Raw genomic sequence first — 17,309 nt, forward strand, 5'->3', positions numbered from 1 at the left:
TCCTTCAGGAATGGATGGCGAGATGGGCAATCACCCAAGGAACCGTCAGGATGCTGACGGCGGTCGAGATCAGGATCGAGGCCGACACCCGCGACGGTGCAACCCCGTAATGGGCGGCCAGGATATAGACATTGCCCGCCACCGGCAGGGCGGCCGCGGCCACCATCACCCCGGCGTCGAAGGGGCGGACATCGAAGAGCATCGTCGCCGCGATCCAGACCGCGGCCGGATGCGCCACCAGCTTGAGCAGCGACAGCCACATCGCCGGGCGCAGCCGCTCGGCCGCGCGCGCCGCCAGCGAGGCGCCGATGGCAAAGAGCGCGCCGGGCGTTGCCGCCGCGCCCAGGATGGACACGAATTCCCCCAGCGGGCGCGGCATCGGCAGATCGGCCGCCGCCCAGGCCAGGCCGGCCAGCATCGACACGATCATCGGGTTGCGCACCAGCCCCAGGCCCAGCGCCGCAAACAGCGACGGCGACACCCGCCCGTGCCGGGCCTTGGTGACCAGCAGCGTGAAGACCGACGAGAACACGATCAGGTCGATGGCCAGCACCATCAGCACCGGCCCCACCGCATCGGGGCCCAGCAGCACGACCAGCATCGGCACGCCCAGAAAGCCCGTGTTCCCGGTCATGCCGGTATGGGCCTCCATCGCCGCCTCGGCCAGGCCCAGCCGGCGCCCCATCGCCCCGACCAGCCCCAGCAGCCAGACCGCCCCCGACCCCACCAGATAGGCCAGCACGAATTGCGTGTCGTAAAGCTCGCGCAGCGACAGGTTCGCCGAGAACGAGAACAGCATCGCCGACAGCGCGAAATAGAACACGAATTTCGTCAGCCAGGCCGTGGCCTCGGGCGGAAAGAAGCGCGTGCGGCCGGCGCCATAGCCGACCGCGATCAGACCGAAGAACGGCAGGGTCTTGAGAAAGATCTCCAGCATGCGAAAGGGCTAGCACGCGCCGGGCCCGCCGCCTAGGCCCCCCGGCGTCAGCCGGCGCCGATCAGGGCCCCCGCGGCAAAGACCAGCGCGCCGCCCAGCACCACCTGGAAGACGGCGCGGAAGAAGGGCGTCTCCATGTAGCGGTTCTGGATCCAGGCAATGGCCCAGAGCTCGACGAAGACGATGATCATGGCGATCGTGGTCGCGGTCCAGAAATCGGGGATCAGATAGGGCAGCGCGTGCCCCAGCCCGCCCAGCGTCGTCATCACCCCCGAGGCCAGGCCCCGCTTGACCGGCGAACCGCGCCCCGAGATCACGCCATCGTCATGCGCGGCCTCGGTGAAGCCCATCGAGATCCCCGCACCGACCGAAGCCGCAAGCCCGACCAGGAAGGTGGTCGAGGTGTCCTGCGTGGCAAAGGCGGTGGCAAAGATCGGCGCCAGCGTCGAGACCGACCCGTCCATCAGCCCCGCCAGGCCCGGCTGCACCCAGGTCAGCACGAACTGGCGATGCGCGGCGCGGTCTTCCTCGGCCTTGGCGTCTTCGTCCAGATGCCGTTCGACCAGCTTCTCGGCGCGTTTCTCGTGCCCGGCCTCGGCCGCGGCCAGATCGCCCAGCAGCTTGCGCGTGTCGGCATCGCTCGAGCGCTGCGCGGCGCGGGTGTAGAAGCGGGCCGAGGCGCGCTCCATCTCCTCGGCCTCGCCGCGGATCGTCTCGAGCGGCAGGTTCTCGGTCAGCCAGACGGGCCGGCGCGCGTAAAAGCCCGCGACATGCTCGCGCCGGATCGGCGGGATCACGTCGCCGAACCGCTTGCGATAGCGGTCGATCAGATGGCGGCGGTGGATGTCCTCTTCTTCGGCCATGCCCTCGAAGATCTTGGCCGAATCCGGATAATCCTCGCGCAGTTTCTCGGCGAAGAGGCGGTAGATCTGCGCATCTTCTTCCTCGGACGAGATCGCCAGCGCGAGAACCTCGCGTTCGGAGAGGTCGGAGAAGCGGCGGCGGGAGGCGAAACCAGGGATCATGCGTCACCTTTTCTGGAACGATTCCAATCTAGCGGCCCGAGCGCGCTCCGGCAAGCCGTCGTGAAATCCATGCGGGTCGATGCGCCCCGGCCACAAAGGGCCCGCGGGTCGCGTGGTCCATGCCGCGAAGGGGGGAGGAAGGCACCCCGCCCCGCGAATCGCCGGCAAATATGAGATGAATACTCACCTTTGTCGCGCGCCGCGCGCCGGGGGTGCGGTTTTGTCGCCCGGACCGGCGGCGCGCCGGGCCCGCGTTTTGGCCCATGGCCCGAATTTTCGGCAAGGATGCCCGCCGCTTGCGCGCCCTGCGACCCGCGGGCGGGGGGCGTGGCGCGGTTTCGCGGCCGGCGCCGGGCCCGACCCCGCCGCCATGGGCATGCGGCACGGCCGGGCATTGACGCCCGGTCCCGCCCCCCCTTAGGTGGACATCGGACCCGGCAAGCAAGGGAGGGGAAGATGCCCGCACCCCACGACGCCCTGATCGTCATTGATCTGCAAAACGATTTCTGCCCCGGCGGCGCGCTGGCCGTCAGCGGCGGCGACGAGATCGTCGGCCCTGTGAACGCGCTTCTGGATCAATATCCGATCCGCGTGCTGACGCAGGACTGGCACCCGGCCGATCATGCCTCGTTTGCGTCGAACCACCCCGGCGCCGCGCCCTTTTCGGTGACCGAAATGCCCTATGGCGCGCAGGTGCTCTGGCCGGGCCATTGCGTGCAGGGAACCCAAGGGGCGGCCTTCCATCCCGACCTGCACAGCGACCGCGCGGACCTGATCCTGCGCAAGGGCTTTCGCGCCGGGATCGACAGCTATTCGGCCTTCTTCGAGAATGACCGCGAAACGCCCACCGGCCTTGAGGGCTATCTGCGCACGCGCGGCGCCACGCATCTGACCTTTGTCGGACTGGCGCTGGATTTCTGCGTGGGCTGGTCGGCGATCGACGCCGCGCGGCTGGGCTTTTCGGTGACCGTTCTCGAAAGCGCCTGCCGTGCGATCGACCTCGACGGTTCGCTGGCCGCCGCACGCGCGGCGATGATCGAGGTCGGCGTGGTTCTGGAACCGGCCCATGGTTGATATTGCCAAGCGCGTCTACGACCACCGCTGGAAGATCGACCCGGTGGTGCGCTCGTTGCTGGACACCGACTTCTACAAACTGCTGATGTGCCAATCGGTGTATCGCAACCACCCCGACGCCGAGGTCACCTTCTCGCTGATCAACCGCTCGACCGACATCCGCCTGGCCGAGCTGATCGACGAAGGCGAATTGCGCGAGCAGCTCGACCATATCCGCACCTTGCGCCTGACCCGCGGCGAAAGCACCTGGCTGCGCGGCAACACCTTCTATGGCAAGCGCCAGATGTTCCGGCCCGATTTCATGGAATGGTTCGAGGGGCTGCAACTGCCGCCCTATCACCTGGAGATCCGCGACGGCCAGTTCGAGCTGACCTTCGAGGGGCGCTGGCCCGAGGTGATGATGTGGGAGATCCCGGCGCTGGCGGTGCTGATGGAGCTGCGCTCGCGCGTGGTGCTGGAGCGGCTGGGCAAGTTCGAGCTTCAGGTTCTCTATGCCCGCGCGATGACCAAGCTGTGGGAGAAGATCGAGCGCCTGCGCCAGCTGGACCACCTGAAGGTGGCCGATTTCGGCACCCGGCGGCGGCATTCCTTCCTGTGGCAGGATTGGTGCGTGCAGGCGATGATGGAGGGGCTGGGCCGCGCCTTCATCGGCACGTCGAATTGCCTGATCGCCATGCGCCACGACATCGAGGCCATCGGCACCAATGCGCATGAATTGCCGATGGTGACCGCCGCACTTGCCGAGACCGACGAAGACCTGCGCGAGGCCCCCTATCGCGTTCTGGCCGACTGGCACGAGGAACACGACGGCAACCTGCGCATCATCCTGCCAGACACCTATGGCACGAAAGGTTTCCTGGAGCATGCGCCCGACTGGCTGGCCGGCTGGACCGGCATCCGCATCGATTCGGGCGATCCCGCCGAGGGGACCGAGGCCGCCATCGCCTGGTGGAAGGCCCGCGGCGAGGATCCGACGCGCAAGCTGGTGATCTTCTCCGACGGGCTCGATGTCGAGAAGATCGAGGAATTGCACGCGCAATTCGCCGGAAGGGTGAAGGTGTCCTTTGGCTGGGGCACGCTTCTGACCAATGATTTCCGCGGGCTGGCGGCGGGCGACGGGCTGGCGCCCTTCAGCCTGGTCTGCAAGGCGGTGCGCGCCAACGGGCGGCCCACGGTCAAGCTGTCGGACAATCCGCTGAAGGCGATGGGCCCGCCCGAGGAGATCGCGCGTTACAAGCGGGTGTTCGGGGTCGGCGATCAGGTGGCGCGACCGGTCGTGGTCTGAGAGAGCCCCGCACGGAAGAGCGGCCCTTGGCCCCATCGAGGGGCCGCGGCCCGCGCGCGGCGGGGCCGGACGGCCCCACGCGCCGCCCGGACCGACGGGCGCGCGCATGTCAATCGACGCAGCGGCCCCAGAGGTCGTATTCGCCGGCCTCGTCCACCTCGACGGTGACGATCTGGCCGGGTTCCAGCCCCTCGAACCCTTCGTCGATGAAGAGGTTGCCGTCGATCTCGGGGGCGTCCCACATGGTGCGGCAGGTCGCGCCCTCGGCATCGACCGCATCCACGATCACCTCGATCCGGCGGCCCACCTTGGCGGCCAGGCGCGCCTCGGAGATGGCCTGCGCCTTTTCCATGAACCGCGCCCAGCGCTCGTGCTTGATCTCGGCCGGGACGTGATCGGGCAGGTCGTTGGCCGCTGCCCCCGCCACGTTCTCGTATTGGAAGCAGCCCACACGGTCGAGCTGGGCCTCCTCGAGCCAGTCGAGCAGATGCTGGAATTCGGCCTCGGTCTCGCCGGGGTAACCGACGATGAAGGTCGAACGGATCGCAAGGTCGGGGCAGTCACGCCGCCAGGCGGCGATCTCGTCGAGGGTCCTTGCCGCCGCGGCCGGGCGCGCCATGCGCCGCAGCGTGTCGGGATGGGCATGCTGGAACGGGATGTCGAGATAGGGCAGCACCAGCCCTTCGGCCATCAGCGGGATCAGCTCGCGCACATGCGGATAGGGATAGACGTAATGCAGCCGGACCCAGGCGCCCAGGCTGCCCAGATCGCGCGCCAGATCGGTGATATGGGCACGGTGGCCGCGGTCCTCGGCGTGGCGGATGTCGACGCCATAGGCCGAGGTGTCCTGCGAGATCACCATCAGCTCGCGCACGCCCTCGGCCACCAGCCGCTCGGCCTCGCGCAGGACGGCATGGGCGGGACGGCTGACCAGACGGCCGCGCAGATCGGGAATGATGCAGAAGCGGCAATGGTGATTGCAGCCCTCGGAAATCTTGAGATAGGCGAAATGCCGGGGCGTGAGCCGCACCGACGAGGCCGGCATCAGATCGACGAAGGGGTCGGGCGCGGGCGGCAGCGCGGCATGGACCGCGTCGATCACCGCCTCGTATTGATGCGGGCCCGTCACCGCCAGAACGCCCGGATGCGCGCCCGAGACATACTCGGGCTCGGCGCCCAGGCAGCCGGTCACGATCACGCGGCCGTTCTCGGCCAGGGCCTCACCGATGGCCTCGAGGCTTTCGGCCTTGGCGCTGTCGAGAAAGCCGCAGGTGTTGACGATGACGACGCCGGCGCCCTGATAGTCGGGGCTGATCGCATAGCCCTCGGCGCGCAGGCGGGTCAGAATGCGTTCGGAATCCACCAGCGCCTTGGGGCAGCCCAGCGAGACCATGCCCACCCGCGGCTGGCCGGGGCGGGGGGCGGTGTCGAAGCGCGGCGCGGGCGCCAGGTCGGGGCGGAGATTCGGAGGGTTGGTCATGGCGCGGCTATAGCCCGAGCCGGCGCGCGCGCCTAGCCCTTCAGATCCGGCCCCGCCAGACCCGGCGCGACGTTGGCCCAAGGGAAACAATGCACGCGCGCCGTGCCGCCGTCACGGGAACAGCGGCGCCAGGATGCCGGAGACCCAGAGCGTCAGCCCGTCGGCATGCATGATCCAGGCCCCCAGCTGTTCCAGCGCATTGCCCTGCGCCAGCTGATCCACCCGCAGGTCATAGACGCGCGCGCCCAGCCCCGCATGCATGCCGCCCTTGAACAGCAGGAACCCCGCCAGAAGCAGCGCCATAGGGCGCATCCACAGCCCGTCGCGCCGCGGCGACACGATCTGATCGAAGTCGGCACGGCTCAGCGCCCCGGATGCCTCGAACCCGCCGCCCGCGGCATGCGTGCGGTCGATGCGTTGCAGGCGGCGCTCAAACTCGGTCAGATCTCGATCCATCACATTACCCCACTGCGGCTTTCGCCGAACGCCCCTGACGGGCATTTGGCGTTAGCATTCGGTTAAGGAAATGTAACACGTCCGAGAGAATGACGCGAAAGGATCAACCGCCCAATCACGCGCTACTGTTTCCGCTGCATGACCAATGTCGACCACTCGCCCAGATCTTCGCGGGCATTCTGGTTAAAGCCCGCAGCCTCATAGGCGGTCACCACCTCGGGGGCTTGCTCGCACAGGATCCCGGAGAGAATCACCCGCCCGCCGGGCGCCACGGCCGCCGCCATCGCCGGGGCCAGCGTGATCAGAGGCCCCTTCAGGATATTGGCCAGCACCAGATCATAGGGCGCCGCGGCCTTCAGGCGGGGATGGTCGAACCCCGCCGCCTCGAGACAGATCACCCGCCCGCCCAGGCCGTTGGCCTCGACATTGGCGGCCGCGGTCTCGACCGCCACCGGGTCGATGTCCGAGGCCAGCATCTCGCCCGGCCAGAGCGTGGCCGCCGCCATCGCCAGGACCGCGGTGCCGCAGCCGATATCGGCCACCGCCTTCGGGGTCACCCCTTCCGCGGCCAGCCGGTCCAGCGCCAGCAGACAGCCCTTGGTGGTGCCGTGGTGCCCGGTGCCGAAGGCCATCGCGGCATCAATGCGCAGCGCGGTGACACCCGCGGGCACCTTGTCGGCGTCATGGCTGCCATAGACGAAGAAGCGCCCCGCCTCGACCGGGCAAAGCTCGCGCTTCACATGCGCGACCCAATCGGTCTCGGGCACCTCGGACAACGCAAAGGGCTCGGCCCCGAAGGCCGCCGCGGCCAGCGCCAGCGCGGTGTCGTCGGGGGCCTCCTCGTCGTAATAGGCGCCCACCTCGTAGCGGCCCGAGCCGTCCTCGATCTCGAAGACGCCAACCCCCAGCGGCGTGGGCTCCATCTCCTCGAGAAACTCGCCCAGCCGCTCGGCGGCATCGCGGGAAGCAAGCGTGGTCAGCGCGGTCCAGGTGGTCATGGCGTCTCCTTTGGGGTTGCCCGCTTAGAGCCCGCCCCGGCCCGTCCGTCAAGCCGGGGGACCGATCACCAGCAGATCGCGCGCGGCCAGCGAGACCGACACCTCCTCGCCCACGCGCGGGGGCGCCTTCTGCGAGGTGTTGAACGTGTCGAAGGCCAGCACCTCGCCGCCCAGTTCGGCCTTGAGACGGATCACCGCGCCCAGAAAGTCCACCTCGACCACGCGCCCGCGCAGGACGGTTTCACGGCCCGGCGCGGGCCCCAGCGACACCATCTCGGGGCGCAGGCCCAGCGTCACCTGCCCCGCCGGCAGCGCCCGGTCCAGAACGGCCTCGGTGCCGGCCAGAAGCACGCGCCCCGTGCCGGGGTCGATCACCTCGGCCTGAACCGTGTTGAGCGCGCCGACAAAGCCCGCAACAAAGCGGGTGGCGGGGGTGTTGTAGATCTGGAAGGGGGTGCCCACCTGATCGGCGCGGCCCTGATGCATGACCACGATGCGGTCCGACATGGACAGCGCCTCCTCCTGGTCATGGGTGACATAGATCGTGGTGATGCCCAGCTTCTTCTGGATGGCGCGGATCTCGGCGCGCAGCGACACGCGGATCTTGGCGTCAAGCGCCGACAGCGGCTCGTCCAGCAGCAGAACCTGCGGGCGCACCGCCAGCGCGCGCGCCAGCGCCACGCGCTGCTGCTGCCCGCCCGACAGCTGGAACGGATAGCGCCCCGCCAGATCCGGCAGGCCGATCATCTCCAGCATCTCGGCCACGCGCGCCCGGATCAGCGCGCGCGACGCCCCCGCCACCTTCAACCCGAAGGCCACGTTCTGCCCCACCGTCAGGTTGGGAAACAGCGCATAGCTCTGGAACACCATGCCGATGTTGCGCTGGTTGGGCCTGAGGCGCACGATGTCGCGGCCGTCGATCTCGATACGCCCGGCGGTAGGGGTCTCGAAGCCCGCCACCATGCGCAGGGTGGTGGTCTTGCCGCAGCCCGACGGGCCAAGGAAGCTGATGAATTCGCCCTGCTCGACCGCAAGCGAGAAGTCGTGCACCACGCGCGTGGGGCCAAAGGATTTTTCCAGGTTGGAGATGTTCAGAAAGCTCATGTCACGCGGTCCGGCCATGTCGGGTGAAGCGGCTGACAAGCTGGATCAGGCCCATGCAGGCCCAGGTGATCGCAAAGGCGATGACCGCCAGCGCCGCCGGTTCATAGGCGCGGTTGGCGCCCATCAGTTGCAGATAGGGCCCGAAGGCCGGGCGATTGAGAAGCGCCGCCAGCACGAATTCGCCGATCACGATGGCAAAGGTCAGGAAGGCGCCCGACAGCACCGCCACCAGCACGTTGGGCAAGATCACGCGCGCCAGGATGGTGACCCAGCCCGCCCCCAGCGATTGCGCCGCCTCGGTCAGGGTGCCCACGTCGATGCTGCGCAGCCCGGTGTCCACGGCGCGGTACATGTAGGGCAGCGACAGCGTGGCATAGCCGAACATCAGCAGAAGGTTCGTGCCCATCGTCGTGCCGGTCAGCGGCAGCCAGCTCGAGGTGTTGTAAAGCCGCAGGTAGCCAAAGACGATGACGATCGGCGGAATGACCAGCGGCATCAGCGTCAGGAACTCGACGTAGGGCCGCAGCCGGGGCAGCTTGAGGCGCACCCAATAGGCCGTGGGCACCACCAGCAGGACGCCGAAGACGATGGTGGCCAGCGCCATCACCACCGAATAGCTGAACGTCTCCTGGAAGCGGGGATCCGCGAGCACCTTGCGATAGGCGTCGAACGAATATTCCCCCCGCCGCATCCGCAGCGAGAATTCCACCGTCCCGATGAGCGGCAGCGCGAAATAGATCAGCCCGAAGGTCAGCGCGATCCAGGACCAGATGCGGGTCATTTCATCCACCTTTCGCTGCGCGCCCGAAGCCAGACGTAAAGCCCGTTGGCGATGCCCGTCACCACGATCATGCCGAAGGCCAGCGCATAGCCCAGATGCGGATCCTGAAGGACATCGCCGCGGATCTGCGCGAACAGCACGATCGGCACGATCGACAGCGACGATCCGGTCAGCGCATAGGCCGTGGCCACCGCACCGAAGGCATTGGCGAAGAGAAGCGCGAAGGTGCCCAGAAGCGCCGGCGTCAGGATCGGCAGCGCCACCATGCGCCAGTATTGCAGCCCCGAGGCGCCCAGGATCTCGGCGGCCTCGCGCCACTCGCGCTTGAGGCCGTCGAGCGCGGGCGTGATGATCAGGATCATCAGCGGGATCTGGAAGAACATGTAGGTCAGCGTCAGCCCCGAGAAGGACAGCAGGTTGAAGCTGATCGGAGGGGCATAGATGTTGATGCCGAACCAGTCGCGCAGCAGCACCGTGACCAGCCCCAGCCGCCCCAGCGTGGCCAGGAAGGCAAAGGCCAGCGGCACGCCGGCAAAGTTCGACGCCACCCCCGAGAATGTCAGCAGCGGCGCCCGGATGCCCCGCGGCAGCCCCCCCAGCGTGATCGCGGCGGCCATGGCAAAGCCGATCAGGCAGCCCATCGCCGAGGACGCCAGCGAGATCTTGATCGAGATGAGGTAATAATCCGGGATCGGCCCGTCGAAGAGCTGCATCACATGGGCCAGCGTGAAGCCGCCGTCGGGGGCCTCGAACGCGCCCAGCACGATCTTCATCGTGGGAAGCAGCAGGAACAGCGTGGCAAACAGCACGAAGGGCACGATGCCCAGCCAGCGCAGGGCGCTGCCGAGGGCCTGGCCGGGCGGGGCGGTCGGGGGGCTCTGGGTCATGCGTGCAGGGGGCCTTTCGTCGAGCCGAGGGGGAACACCCGCCCCCCTCGGCCCCGGTTCACGCGTTACTGGACGTTGGCGCCCACCACGGCATCCCAGCCGCCGGTGACCACGTCCTTGTTCGCCGCCTGCTCGTCGAGCGTCGGGAAATAGGCCGCCTCGTAGCTGGCCGCGGGGGGCAGCGCCTCCAGAAGCTCCTGCGGGATCTTGCCGTCGGCGGCCATCGCGTTGAAGCGCGCCGGGTGGCAATAGCCCTTAAGCCACAGTGACTGGCCTTCGTCGGAATAGAGATATTCCATCCACAGCTTGGCCGCGTTGGGATGCGGCGCATGGGCCGAGATCGCCTGCACATAGACACCGGCCAGAACGCCCGTCTTCGGGACGACCACGTCCACCGGCGGGTTGCCGCCCAGCGCATCACGCCACGACAGCGCGTTGTAATCCCAGGCGATGACGATCGGCGTGGCGCCCTGGGCCAGGGTGCCAGCCTTGCCGATGACCGGGACGAAATTGCCGGCCTTGTTCATCTCGGCAAAGAACTCGAGGCCGCGCGCGCCGGCTTCGGCGCCGGGCGCACCGCCCATGGCCATGCCCGCCGCCAGCACGCCCGAGATCGCCTGGTTCGAGGCGCGCGGATCGCCCGCCAGCGCCACCGAAGCCGCCAGCTCGGGCTTGAGCAGGTCGGACCAGTCGGCCGGGGTCTCGGCCACGATGTCCTTGTTCACCATGAACGACAGCACGCCGTAATAATCGCCATACCAATAGCCGTCGGCATCCTTGATCGAGGCCGGGATCTCGTCCCAGGTGGCGACCTTGTAGGGCTGGAGCAGCCCCTCTTCCTTGGCCGCCGGGCCATAGGACAGGCCCACGTCGATGACGTCGGGCGCCTGCGGGCCGGTGTTGCCGACGTTGGCGCGGATCGCTTCCAGCTCGTCGGCCGAGCCCGCATCGGGGTTCAGCTCGTTGATGGTGATCTCGGGATATTTGGCCTTGAAGCCCTCGATCACGGCGCCATAGCCGCACCAGTCATGCGGCAGGGCGATCGTGGTCAGCATGCCCTCGGCCTTTGCGGCTTCTTCAAGGGCGGCCATGTCCCCGGCCTGGGCAAGCGTGGTGCCCGCCATCAGCAGCGCCAGCGCGCTCAGGGCATGGATCGGTTTCGGTGTCATCTGACATACTCCCCGTTGTCGGTGATCGCGGGCCAGAACACTGGCCCCCGCGACGGCTCTAGGCCCGCGACGTGACAGTTTCACGACGCCGGGCGGCAGGGCCCTCCGACAAGCGCATGGCGCGCGCCACGGACGGGTCCGGCGCGGGCAAGCCTTGATTCGAATCCGCGCCGGCGCAACGATTCCGTTACGCGATTGTCACATTTCGGCGCCCGTCGGCCGGAATTGCCTCAGGGCGCGGCAGTTCCCTCTGGCTCGGCCTCGCGGGCGGCCCTGGCTGCGGCTTCGACCGCGGCACGGTCGGCCTCGATCGCGCGGGTATCGCTTGCCGGAACCAGATAGCCGGTGGACAATTCGACCATCTCGCCTTCCATCTCCAGGCTCTCGGCACGGGTGCGCACCTTGACCGGCGTGCCCAGCGGCACCTCGTCATACATGTCGATGATGTCCTGATTGAACAGCCGGATGCAGCCTGCCGAGGTCGCCTTGCCGATCGAGGTCGGGTCCATCGTGCCGTGAATGCGGTAATAGCTGTCCTTGCCCCCGCGGTAGAGATAGAGCGCGCGCGCCCCCAGCGGGTTGTCGAGCCCGCCCGGAAGCCCCGCCGCCACCGGCCCGTAAAGCGCGGGATCCTGGCGAATCATGTTCCTGGTGGGCGCCCAATAGGGGTATTCCTCCTTGCGCCGGATCACCGCCCGGCCGCGGAAGCCGCGCCCCTCGCGGCCGACGGCGATGCCAAAGCGCATGGCCTTGCCCGGCTCGACGATGTGATAGAGCACGCGCGCATAGGGATCCACGACCACCGTGCCCGCGGGTTCGGGGCCGTCGTAATTCACCCAGCGCCGGCGGTTGCGTTCGACCAGATACTTCGGATTGACCGCGGGCACCGTGCGGTCGCCGTCCTCGCGGGCGGCATATTCGGGCGGCACAATGCCGGGCGCCATCCCCGGACCGGCCGGGGCACAGCCCGCAAGCACCAGCGCCAGCGCCCCCATCCCCAGAACCGCGCGCAGAGGACCGCCGCCCCCGAACAGGCGCGGACCACGGACACGCGGGGCAGACACGGGCACGGACGGGGCGTTCGCGCGACGGCGCAGGGCAGCAATCAGGGGCAAGGGGCTGATCCTCGGGCAAAATCGGTTGGGGCATAGGAAACACCCCCCGCCCCGAGGTCAAGCCCGCTTGGCCGCATGTGTCCCTCTGGACCGCCCCGCGCGGCCCGTCTAGCCTGCGCAAAGACCACCGAAGGCGCGACAGGGAGACGGCACGCGAACATGGCACGCATCGTGATCCGGCGACTGGCGATCTTCGCGCTCAGCCTCTGGGCGGCCAGCGTGATCGTCTTTGCCGCGATCGAGGTGGTGCCGGGCGATCCGGCGGCGCTGATGCTGGGCCTCAATGCCACGCCCGAGACGCTGGCCGCCGCCCGCGCGAGCCTTGGCCTCGATCAGCCGCCGGCGCTGCGCTATCTCGACTGGGTGGGGGGCTTCCTGCGCGGCGATCTCGGGCAATCGTGGACCTACAAGGTGCCGGTGGCCGATCTGGTGGCCGACCGGGCCGCGGTGTCGGTGCCGCTGGCCGCGATCGCGCTGGGTCTGTCGACGGCGCTGGCGCTGCCCCTGGGGCTGATCGCGGCGGCGCGGCGCGGGCGGGCGGCCGATGCCGCGGTGATGGGGGTGACGCAGCTGGGGCTGGCGGTGCCCAACTTCTGGTTTGCCATGCTGCTGGTCCTTCTCTTCGCGCTGCATTGGCGGGTGCTGCCGGCGGGCGGCTTTCCGGGCTGGAGCGACCCGGCCACGGGCCTGCGCGCGCTGATCCTGCCGGCGGTGGCGCTGGCGTTGCCACAGGCGGCGATCCTGGCGCGCGTGCTGCGCTCGGCGCTGATCGAGGTGCTGGCGCAGGAGTACATCCGCACCGCCCGCGCCAAGGGCCTGAGCCGGGGGGCCACGCTCCTGCGCCATGCGCTGCGCAATGCCGCGCTGCCGGTGCTGACCATCCTCGGCATGCAATTCTCGTTCCTGCTGGCCGGCACGATCATCATCGAGAACGTGTTCTACCTGCCGGGGCTGGGGCGGCTGGTCTTCCAGGCGATCACCCAGCGCGACCTGATCGTGGTGGAATCGGTCGTCATGCTGCTGGTGGTGGCCGTCATCACCGTGACCTTCCTGACCGAGATCGCCTATGCCCTGGCCGATCCGCGGCTGCGGGGGCGCGCATGAGGGCGGCGCCGGGGCTGATCGCGGGCGGCGTGCTGAGCGCAGCCGCGGCGGCGGCGGCGCTGGTGTCGCTGGTCTGGACCCCGCATGACCCGCAGGCGATGCAGATCGCCGCGCGCCTGGCCCCGCCTTCGGCCGCGCATTGGCTGGGCACCGATCATTTCGGCCGCGACATCGCCGCGATGCTGATGGCGGGCGCGCGGGTGTCGCTGGGCGTTGCCGTCGTGGCGGTGGGGATCGGCGTGGGGCTGGGCGTGCCGGCGGGGCTGTGGGCGGCGGCGCGCGGCGGCTGGGTGGACGAGGCCGTGATGCGCCTCAACGACGTGGTCTTCGCCTTCCCGGCGCTGGTCTCGGCGATCCTCATCACCGCGGTCCTGGGGCCCTCGGCCACCAATGCCATCGTCGCCATCGGCATCTTCAACATCCCCGTCTTTGCCCGTGTCGCGCGGGCAGGCGCGCTGTCGATATGGACGCTGGATTTCATCCGCGCCGCCCGCCTGGCCGGCAAAGGAAGGGCGCGGATCTCGGTCGAACATGTCCTGCCCAACATCGCCGGGCTTCTGATCGTGCAGGCGACGATCCAGTTCTCGCTGGCGATCCTGGCCGAGGCGGGCCTGTCCTATGTGGGCCTGGGCGTGCAGCCGCCCGCGCCCAGCTGGGGCCGCATGCTGGCCGAGGCCCAGACCATGGCCGCCATCGCCCCGCATGTGGCGATCTTTCCGGGGCTGGCCATCGTGACCGCGGTGCTGGGGCTGAACCTGCTGGGCGACGGGCTGCGCGATGCGCTCGACCCGCGCCTGCGGCCGGTGAGGACGGGCGGATGAGCCTTCTGTCGCTGCGCGGGCTGACGCTGGATCTGGACGGGCGGCGGCTGCTGGAGGGCGTCGATCTTGACCTTGCCCCCGGCGAGAGGCTGGGCCTTGTCGGCGCCTCGGGGTCGGGCAAGTCATTGACGGCGCTGGCCGCGCTGGGGCTGGCGCCCGATCGCGCGCGCGTCACCGGCTCGGTCCGCCTGGAGGGGCGCGAGATCCTGGGTCTGCCCGACCGGGCGCTCTGCGCGCTGCGCGGCGGGCGCATCGGCATGGTCTTTCAGGAGCCGATGACCGCGCTCAACCCCACCATGCGGATCGGCGCGCAGGTGGCCGAGACCGTGCGCCTGCACCGCCACGCCAGCCGCGCCGAGGCCGCCCGCATCGCCCGCGACCGGCTGGCCCGCGTCGGCATCGCGGACCCCGACCGTTATCCCCATGCGCTGTCGGGCGGGCAGCGCCAGCGCGTGGCCATCGCCATGGCCATCGCCTGCCGCCCCGCGCTGCTGATCGCCGACGAGCCCACAACCGCGCTCGATGTCACCACCCAGGCCGAGGTGCTGGACCTGCTGCGCGGTCTGTGCACCGACGAGGGCATGGGCCTTGTCCTCATCACCCATGACCTGGGCGTGGTGGCCGGGCTGACCGGGCGCGTTTCGGTGATGGAGGCCGGGCGCATCGTCGAGACCGGGCCGACCGCGCAGATCTTCGCCCGGCCCCAGGCCGCGATCACGCGCCGTCTGATCGCGGTGCAGCGGCCGCGCGTCGCCCCCGCCCGTCCCCGTGGCGCGCCGCTCCTGCAGGTGCGCGGGGCGGTGCGGCTCTATCCGCAGCCGCGGGCGGGGCTGGTCGGGCCGCGGCCGCATCTGCGCGCGCTCGACGGGGTGGAGCTGACGCTCCATGCCGGGGAATCGCTGGGGCTGGTCGGGCCCTCGGGCTGCGGGAAATCCACGCTGACGCGGGCGCTGGTCGGGCTCGAGCCGCTGGACGCGGGCCAGGTGACCCTTGACGGTGCGCCCGTCGGCCCCGAGATGGCCCCGGCCCTGCGCGCGCGCATGCAGATGGTGTTCCAGGACCCCTACGGCAGCTTCAACCCCCGCCACCGGGTCGCCCGCCTTCTGGCCGAGCCCTTCCACCTGACCGGCCGGCCCGCCGACTGGCGCGACCGCGTGGCCCGTGCGCTGACCGAGGTGGGCCTGACCCCCGCGGACGCGGATCGCTACATCCACCAATTCTCGGGCGGGCAGCGCCAGCGGCTGGCCATCGCCCGCGCGCTGATCACCCGCCCGCAGCTGATCGTTCTGGACGAGGCGGTCTCGGCGCTTGATGTCGAGGTGCGCGCGCAGGTGCTGGACCTGCTGGCGCGGCTGCGCGACAGCCACGGGCTGGCCTATCTGTTCATCAGCCACGACCTGTCGGTGGTGCGCGCGCTGGTTTCGCGCGTGGCGGTGATGGAGGCCGGCCGCATCGTCGAGGACGGCCCGACCGAGGCGGTCTTTGCCAACCCCCGCCACCCGCTGACCCGGCGCCTGATCGCCGCCATTCCCGAAATACCCGGTCAAGATATCCCGCCGCCCGCGTGACAGGAGGAGGCCACGCATGAGACACGACACCAAAGCGCCCCTGTGGTTCGACCCCGGCCAGATGCTGATCGGCGGCGAATGGGGCACCCCGCGCGCGACGCTTCCGGTCGAAGACCCCTCGACCGGCCGGGTCTTCGCCGAGATCGCCCGTGGAACCCCCGAGGACATCGACGCCGCCGTCGAGGCCGCCCGCACCGCCTTCGAAGGCGAATGGGGCGCGCTGCCGGCCTTCGAGAGGGGGCGGCTTCTGGCGCGGCTGGGCGATCTGGTCGCGGGCCGGGCCGAGGCGCTGGCCGAGATCGAATCGCGCGACGTGGGCAAGCCGCTGGCGCAGGCCCGCGCCGATGTGGCCGCGCTGTGCCGGTATCTGGAGTTCTACGCCGGGGCCGCCGACAAGCTGATGGGCGAGACGATCCCCTTCCAGCCCGGCTATACCGTCTACACCTTGCGCGAACCCCATGGCGTGACCGCCCATATCGTGCCCTGGAACTATCCGATGCAGATCATCGGCCGGTCGGTCGGGGCGGCGCTGGCGGCCGGGAACGCCTGTGTCGTCAAGCCCGCCGAGGAGGCCAGCCTGACCGCGCTGGCCTTCGCCCACCTGGCCGAGGAGGCGGGCTTTCCTCCCGGCGCGCTCAACATCGTGCCCGGCCTGGGCGAGGAAGCGGGTGCGGCCCTGTCCGCCCATCCCGGCATCGACCATGTGTCCTTCACCGGATCGGTCGGCGTGGGGCAGATGGTGCAGGCGGCCGCGGCGGCCAATGTGGTGCCGGTCACGCTCGAACTGGGCGGGAAATCGCCCCAGATCGTCTTTGCCGATGCCGATCTGGACCGCGCGCTACCCTTTCTGGTCAACGCCGGCCTCCAGAACGCGGGGCAGACCTGCTCGGCAGCCTCGCGCATCCTGGTGGCAGCGCCGATCCTCGAGGAGGTGCTTGCGCGCATGGCCGCGCGCTATGGCGCGCTGCGGGTGGGCCCGGCGCTGTCGGGGGCCGATGTGGGCCCGCTGATCTCGGCGCGCCAGAAACGCACGGTCGAGGGTTATCTCGCGCTGGGCCGCGATCTCGAGACCGTGGCCCAGGCCCCGCTGCCCGCCGATCTGCCCGCGGGCGGGCATTACGTGGCGCCGCGGCTGATGCGGGCGCCCGACCCCGGCCACCGCCTTGCGCGCGAGGAAATCTTCGGCCCCGCGCAGCTGGTCATCCCCTTCACCGACGAGGACGCGGCCGTAGCCATCGCCAATGGCACGGGCTACGGCCTTGTCGCCGGGGTCTGGAGCCGCGACGGCGGCCGCAGCATGCGGCTGGCGCGGCGACTGCGCGCGGGTCAGGTGTTCCTGAACAACTACGGCGCCGGCGGCGGGGTCGAGCTGCCCTTCGGCGGCCGCGGCCTGTCGGGGCACGGCCGCGAAAAGGGGTTCGAGGCGCTCTATGGCTTCACCGCGCTCAAGACCGTGGCCGCCTGGCACGGATAGCGCGCGAACGGGGCGCCACGCGCATCTCGGG

Annotated in this window: 16 protein-coding genes; 6 read left to right on the forward strand and 10 right to left on the reverse strand. The window is 69.7% G+C overall.

All coding sequences use genetic code 11. The features are described 5' to 3' along the window. Positions 1-4 precede the first annotated feature (4 nt). The gene (locus BW949_RS13875; protein WP_076367121.1) at positions 5-937 is read right to left on the reverse strand and encodes an AEC family transporter; all 933 of its coding nucleotides are present in this window, start codon (positions 935-937) and stop codon (positions 5-7) included. Between the two features lie 47 nt (positions 938-984). Further along, positions 985-1,962: an iron exporter MbfA gene (mbfA, locus tag BW949_RS13880; protein WP_076367123.1), complete on the reverse strand. Its 978-nt coding sequence runs from the start codon at positions 1,960-1,962 to the stop codon at positions 985-987. A 456-nt stretch (positions 1,963-2,418) separates the two neighbouring features. Here mbfA and pncA point away from each other — a divergent pair, with 456 nt between their 5' ends. After that, positions 2,419-3,036 carry a bifunctional nicotinamidase/pyrazinamidase gene (gene pncA, locus BW949_RS13885; RefSeq protein ID WP_076367125.1) on the forward strand — a complete coding sequence of 206 codons (618 nt, stop codon included), beginning with the start codon at positions 2,419-2,421 and terminating at the stop codon, positions 3,034-3,036. Further along, entirely contained in the window at positions 3,029-4,321 is a 1,293-nt protein-coding gene (gene pncB, locus BW949_RS13890; protein WP_076367127.1) for a nicotinate phosphoribosyltransferase, read from the forward strand. The genes pncA and pncB overlap by 8 nt, the downstream gene beginning before the upstream one ends. A gap of 109 nt (positions 4,322-4,430) precedes the next feature. Here pncB and rimO read toward each other — a convergent pair whose 3' ends face one another. From rimO to BW949_RS13930, 8 genes are all read right to left on the reverse strand, one after another. After that, the gene (rimO, locus tag BW949_RS13895) at positions 4,431-5,801 is read right to left on the reverse strand and encodes a 30S ribosomal protein S12 methylthiotransferase RimO (RefSeq protein ID WP_076367129.1); all 1,371 of its coding nucleotides are present in this window, start codon (positions 5,799-5,801) and stop codon (positions 4,431-4,433) included. 111 nt (positions 5,802-5,912) lie between these two features. Further along, complete coding sequence (locus BW949_RS13900) at positions 5,913-6,257, reverse strand: hypothetical protein (protein WP_083947779.1); 345 nt, start codon at positions 6,255-6,257, stop codon at positions 5,913-5,915. 122 nt (positions 6,258-6,379) lie between these two features. Then, positions 6,380-7,255, reverse strand: a complete 876-nt coding sequence (locus BW949_RS13905) for a 50S ribosomal protein L11 methyltransferase (protein ID WP_076367131.1) — start codon at positions 7,253-7,255, stop codon at positions 6,380-6,382. 48 nt (positions 7,256-7,303) lie between these two features. Then, positions 7,304-8,359, reverse strand: coding sequence for an ABC transporter ATP-binding protein (locus BW949_RS13910; protein WP_076367133.1), 1,056 nt, complete (start codon positions 8,357-8,359; stop codon positions 7,304-7,306). Position 8,360: 1 nt separating this feature from the next. Next, a complete protein-coding gene (locus tag BW949_RS13915) occupies positions 8,361-9,140 on the reverse strand; it encodes an ABC transporter permease (RefSeq protein WP_076367135.1) in 780 nt (259 codons plus the stop codon). Next, a complete protein-coding gene (locus BW949_RS13920) occupies positions 9,137-10,027 on the reverse strand; it encodes an ABC transporter permease (protein ID WP_076367137.1) in 891 nt (296 codons plus the stop codon). Before BW949_RS13920 ends, BW949_RS13915 begins: the two co-directional genes overlap by 4 nt. A 65-nt stretch (positions 10,028-10,092) precedes the next feature. Then, positions 10,093-11,196 carry an ABC transporter substrate-binding protein gene (locus tag BW949_RS13925; protein ID WP_076367139.1) on the reverse strand — a complete coding sequence of 368 codons (1,104 nt, stop codon included), beginning with the start codon at positions 11,194-11,196 and terminating at the stop codon, positions 10,093-10,095. A gap of 230 nt (positions 11,197-11,426) precedes the next feature. After that, positions 11,427-12,191 (reverse strand): L,D-transpeptidase, encoded by a 765-nt coding sequence (locus tag BW949_RS13930; protein WP_076367141.1) that lies wholly within the window; start codon positions 12,189-12,191, stop codon positions 11,427-11,429. Between the two features lie 279 nt (positions 12,192-12,470). On the opposite strand from BW949_RS13930, the gene BW949_RS13935 reads away from it, so the two are divergent. Genes BW949_RS13935 through BW949_RS13950 form a run of 4 tightly spaced genes read left to right on the forward strand, consistent with a single transcriptional unit; the run spans position 12,471 to position 17,278 of the window. After that, the gene (locus BW949_RS13935; RefSeq protein WP_076367143.1) at positions 12,471-13,415 is read left to right on the forward strand and encodes an ABC transporter permease; all 945 of its coding nucleotides are present in this window, start codon (positions 12,471-12,473) and stop codon (positions 13,413-13,415) included. Continuing rightward, positions 13,412-14,236, forward strand: coding sequence for an ABC transporter permease (locus BW949_RS13940; RefSeq protein ID WP_076367145.1), 825 nt, complete (start codon positions 13,412-13,414; stop codon positions 14,234-14,236). The genes BW949_RS13935 and BW949_RS13940 overlap by 4 nt, the downstream gene beginning before the upstream one ends. Next, entirely contained in the window at positions 14,233-15,804 is a 1,572-nt protein-coding gene (locus BW949_RS13945; RefSeq protein ID WP_076367147.1) for a dipeptide ABC transporter ATP-binding protein, read from the forward strand. Before BW949_RS13940 ends, BW949_RS13945 begins: the two co-directional genes overlap by 4 nt. 16 nt (positions 15,805-15,820) lie before the next feature. Beyond that, positions 15,821-17,278, forward strand: a complete 1,458-nt coding sequence (locus BW949_RS13950) for an aldehyde dehydrogenase family protein (RefSeq protein ID WP_076367150.1) — start codon at positions 15,821-15,823, stop codon at positions 17,276-17,278. The last annotated feature ends 31 nt before the right edge of the window (positions 17,279-17,309 follow it).

Source organism: Phaeovulum vinaykumarii, assembly GCF_900156695.1.
Taxonomy (GTDB): Bacteria; Pseudomonadota; Alphaproteobacteria; order Rhodobacterales; family Rhodobacteraceae; genus Bieblia_A; species Bieblia_A vinaykumarii.

What these genes read in the sequence shown, in the direction of transcription:
- BW949_RS13875 (WP_076367121.1), bottom strand. Translation starts at nt 937, where the DNA reads ATGCTGGAGATCTTTCTCAAGACCCTGCCGTTCTTCGGTCTGATCGCG.
- mbfA (WP_076367123.1), bottom strand. Translation starts at nt 1,962, where the DNA reads ATGATCCCTGGTTTCGCCTCCCGCCGCCGCTTCTCCGACCTCTCCGAA.
- pncA (WP_076367125.1), top strand. Translation starts at nt 2,419, where the DNA reads ATGCCCGCACCCCACGACGCCCTGATCGTCATTGATCTGCAAAACGAT.
- pncB (WP_076367127.1), top strand. Translation starts at nt 3,029, where the DNA reads ATGGTTGATATTGCCAAGCGCGTCTACGACCACCGCTGGAAGATCGAC.
- rimO (WP_076367129.1), bottom strand. Translation starts at nt 5,801, where the DNA reads ATGACCAACCCTCCGAATCTCCGCCCCGACCTGGCGCCCGCGCCGCGC.
- BW949_RS13900 (WP_083947779.1), bottom strand. Translation starts at nt 6,257, where the DNA reads ATGGATCGAGATCTGACCGAGTTTGAGCGCCGCCTGCAACGCATCGAC.
- BW949_RS13905 (WP_076367131.1), bottom strand. Translation starts at nt 7,255, where the DNA reads ATGACCACCTGGACCGCGCTGACCACGCTTGCTTCCCGCGATGCCGCC.
- BW949_RS13910 (WP_076367133.1), bottom strand. Translation starts at nt 8,359, where the DNA reads ATGAGCTTTCTGAACATCTCCAACCTGGAAAAATCCTTTGGCCCCACG.
- BW949_RS13915 (WP_076367135.1), bottom strand. Translation starts at nt 9,140, where the DNA reads ATGACCCGCATCTGGTCCTGGATCGCGCTGACCTTCGGGCTGATCTAT.
- BW949_RS13920 (WP_076367137.1), bottom strand. Translation starts at nt 10,027, where the DNA reads ATGACCCAGAGCCCCCCGACCGCCCCGCCCGGCCAGGCCCTCGGCAGC.
- BW949_RS13925 (WP_076367139.1), bottom strand. Translation starts at nt 11,196, where the DNA reads ATGACACCGAAACCGATCCATGCCCTGAGCGCGCTGGCGCTGCTGATG.
- BW949_RS13930 (WP_076367141.1), bottom strand. Translation starts at nt 12,191, where the DNA reads ATGGGGGCGCTGGCGCTGGTGCTTGCGGGCTGTGCCCCGGCCGGTCCG.
- BW949_RS13935 (WP_076367143.1), top strand. Translation starts at nt 12,471, where the DNA reads ATGGCACGCATCGTGATCCGGCGACTGGCGATCTTCGCGCTCAGCCTC.
- BW949_RS13940 (WP_076367145.1), top strand. Translation starts at nt 13,412, where the DNA reads ATGAGGGCGGCGCCGGGGCTGATCGCGGGCGGCGTGCTGAGCGCAGCC.
- BW949_RS13945 (WP_076367147.1), top strand. Translation starts at nt 14,233, where the DNA reads ATGAGCCTTCTGTCGCTGCGCGGGCTGACGCTGGATCTGGACGGGCGG.
- BW949_RS13950 (WP_076367150.1), top strand. Translation starts at nt 15,821, where the DNA reads ATGAGACACGACACCAAAGCGCCCCTGTGGTTCGACCCCGGCCAGATG.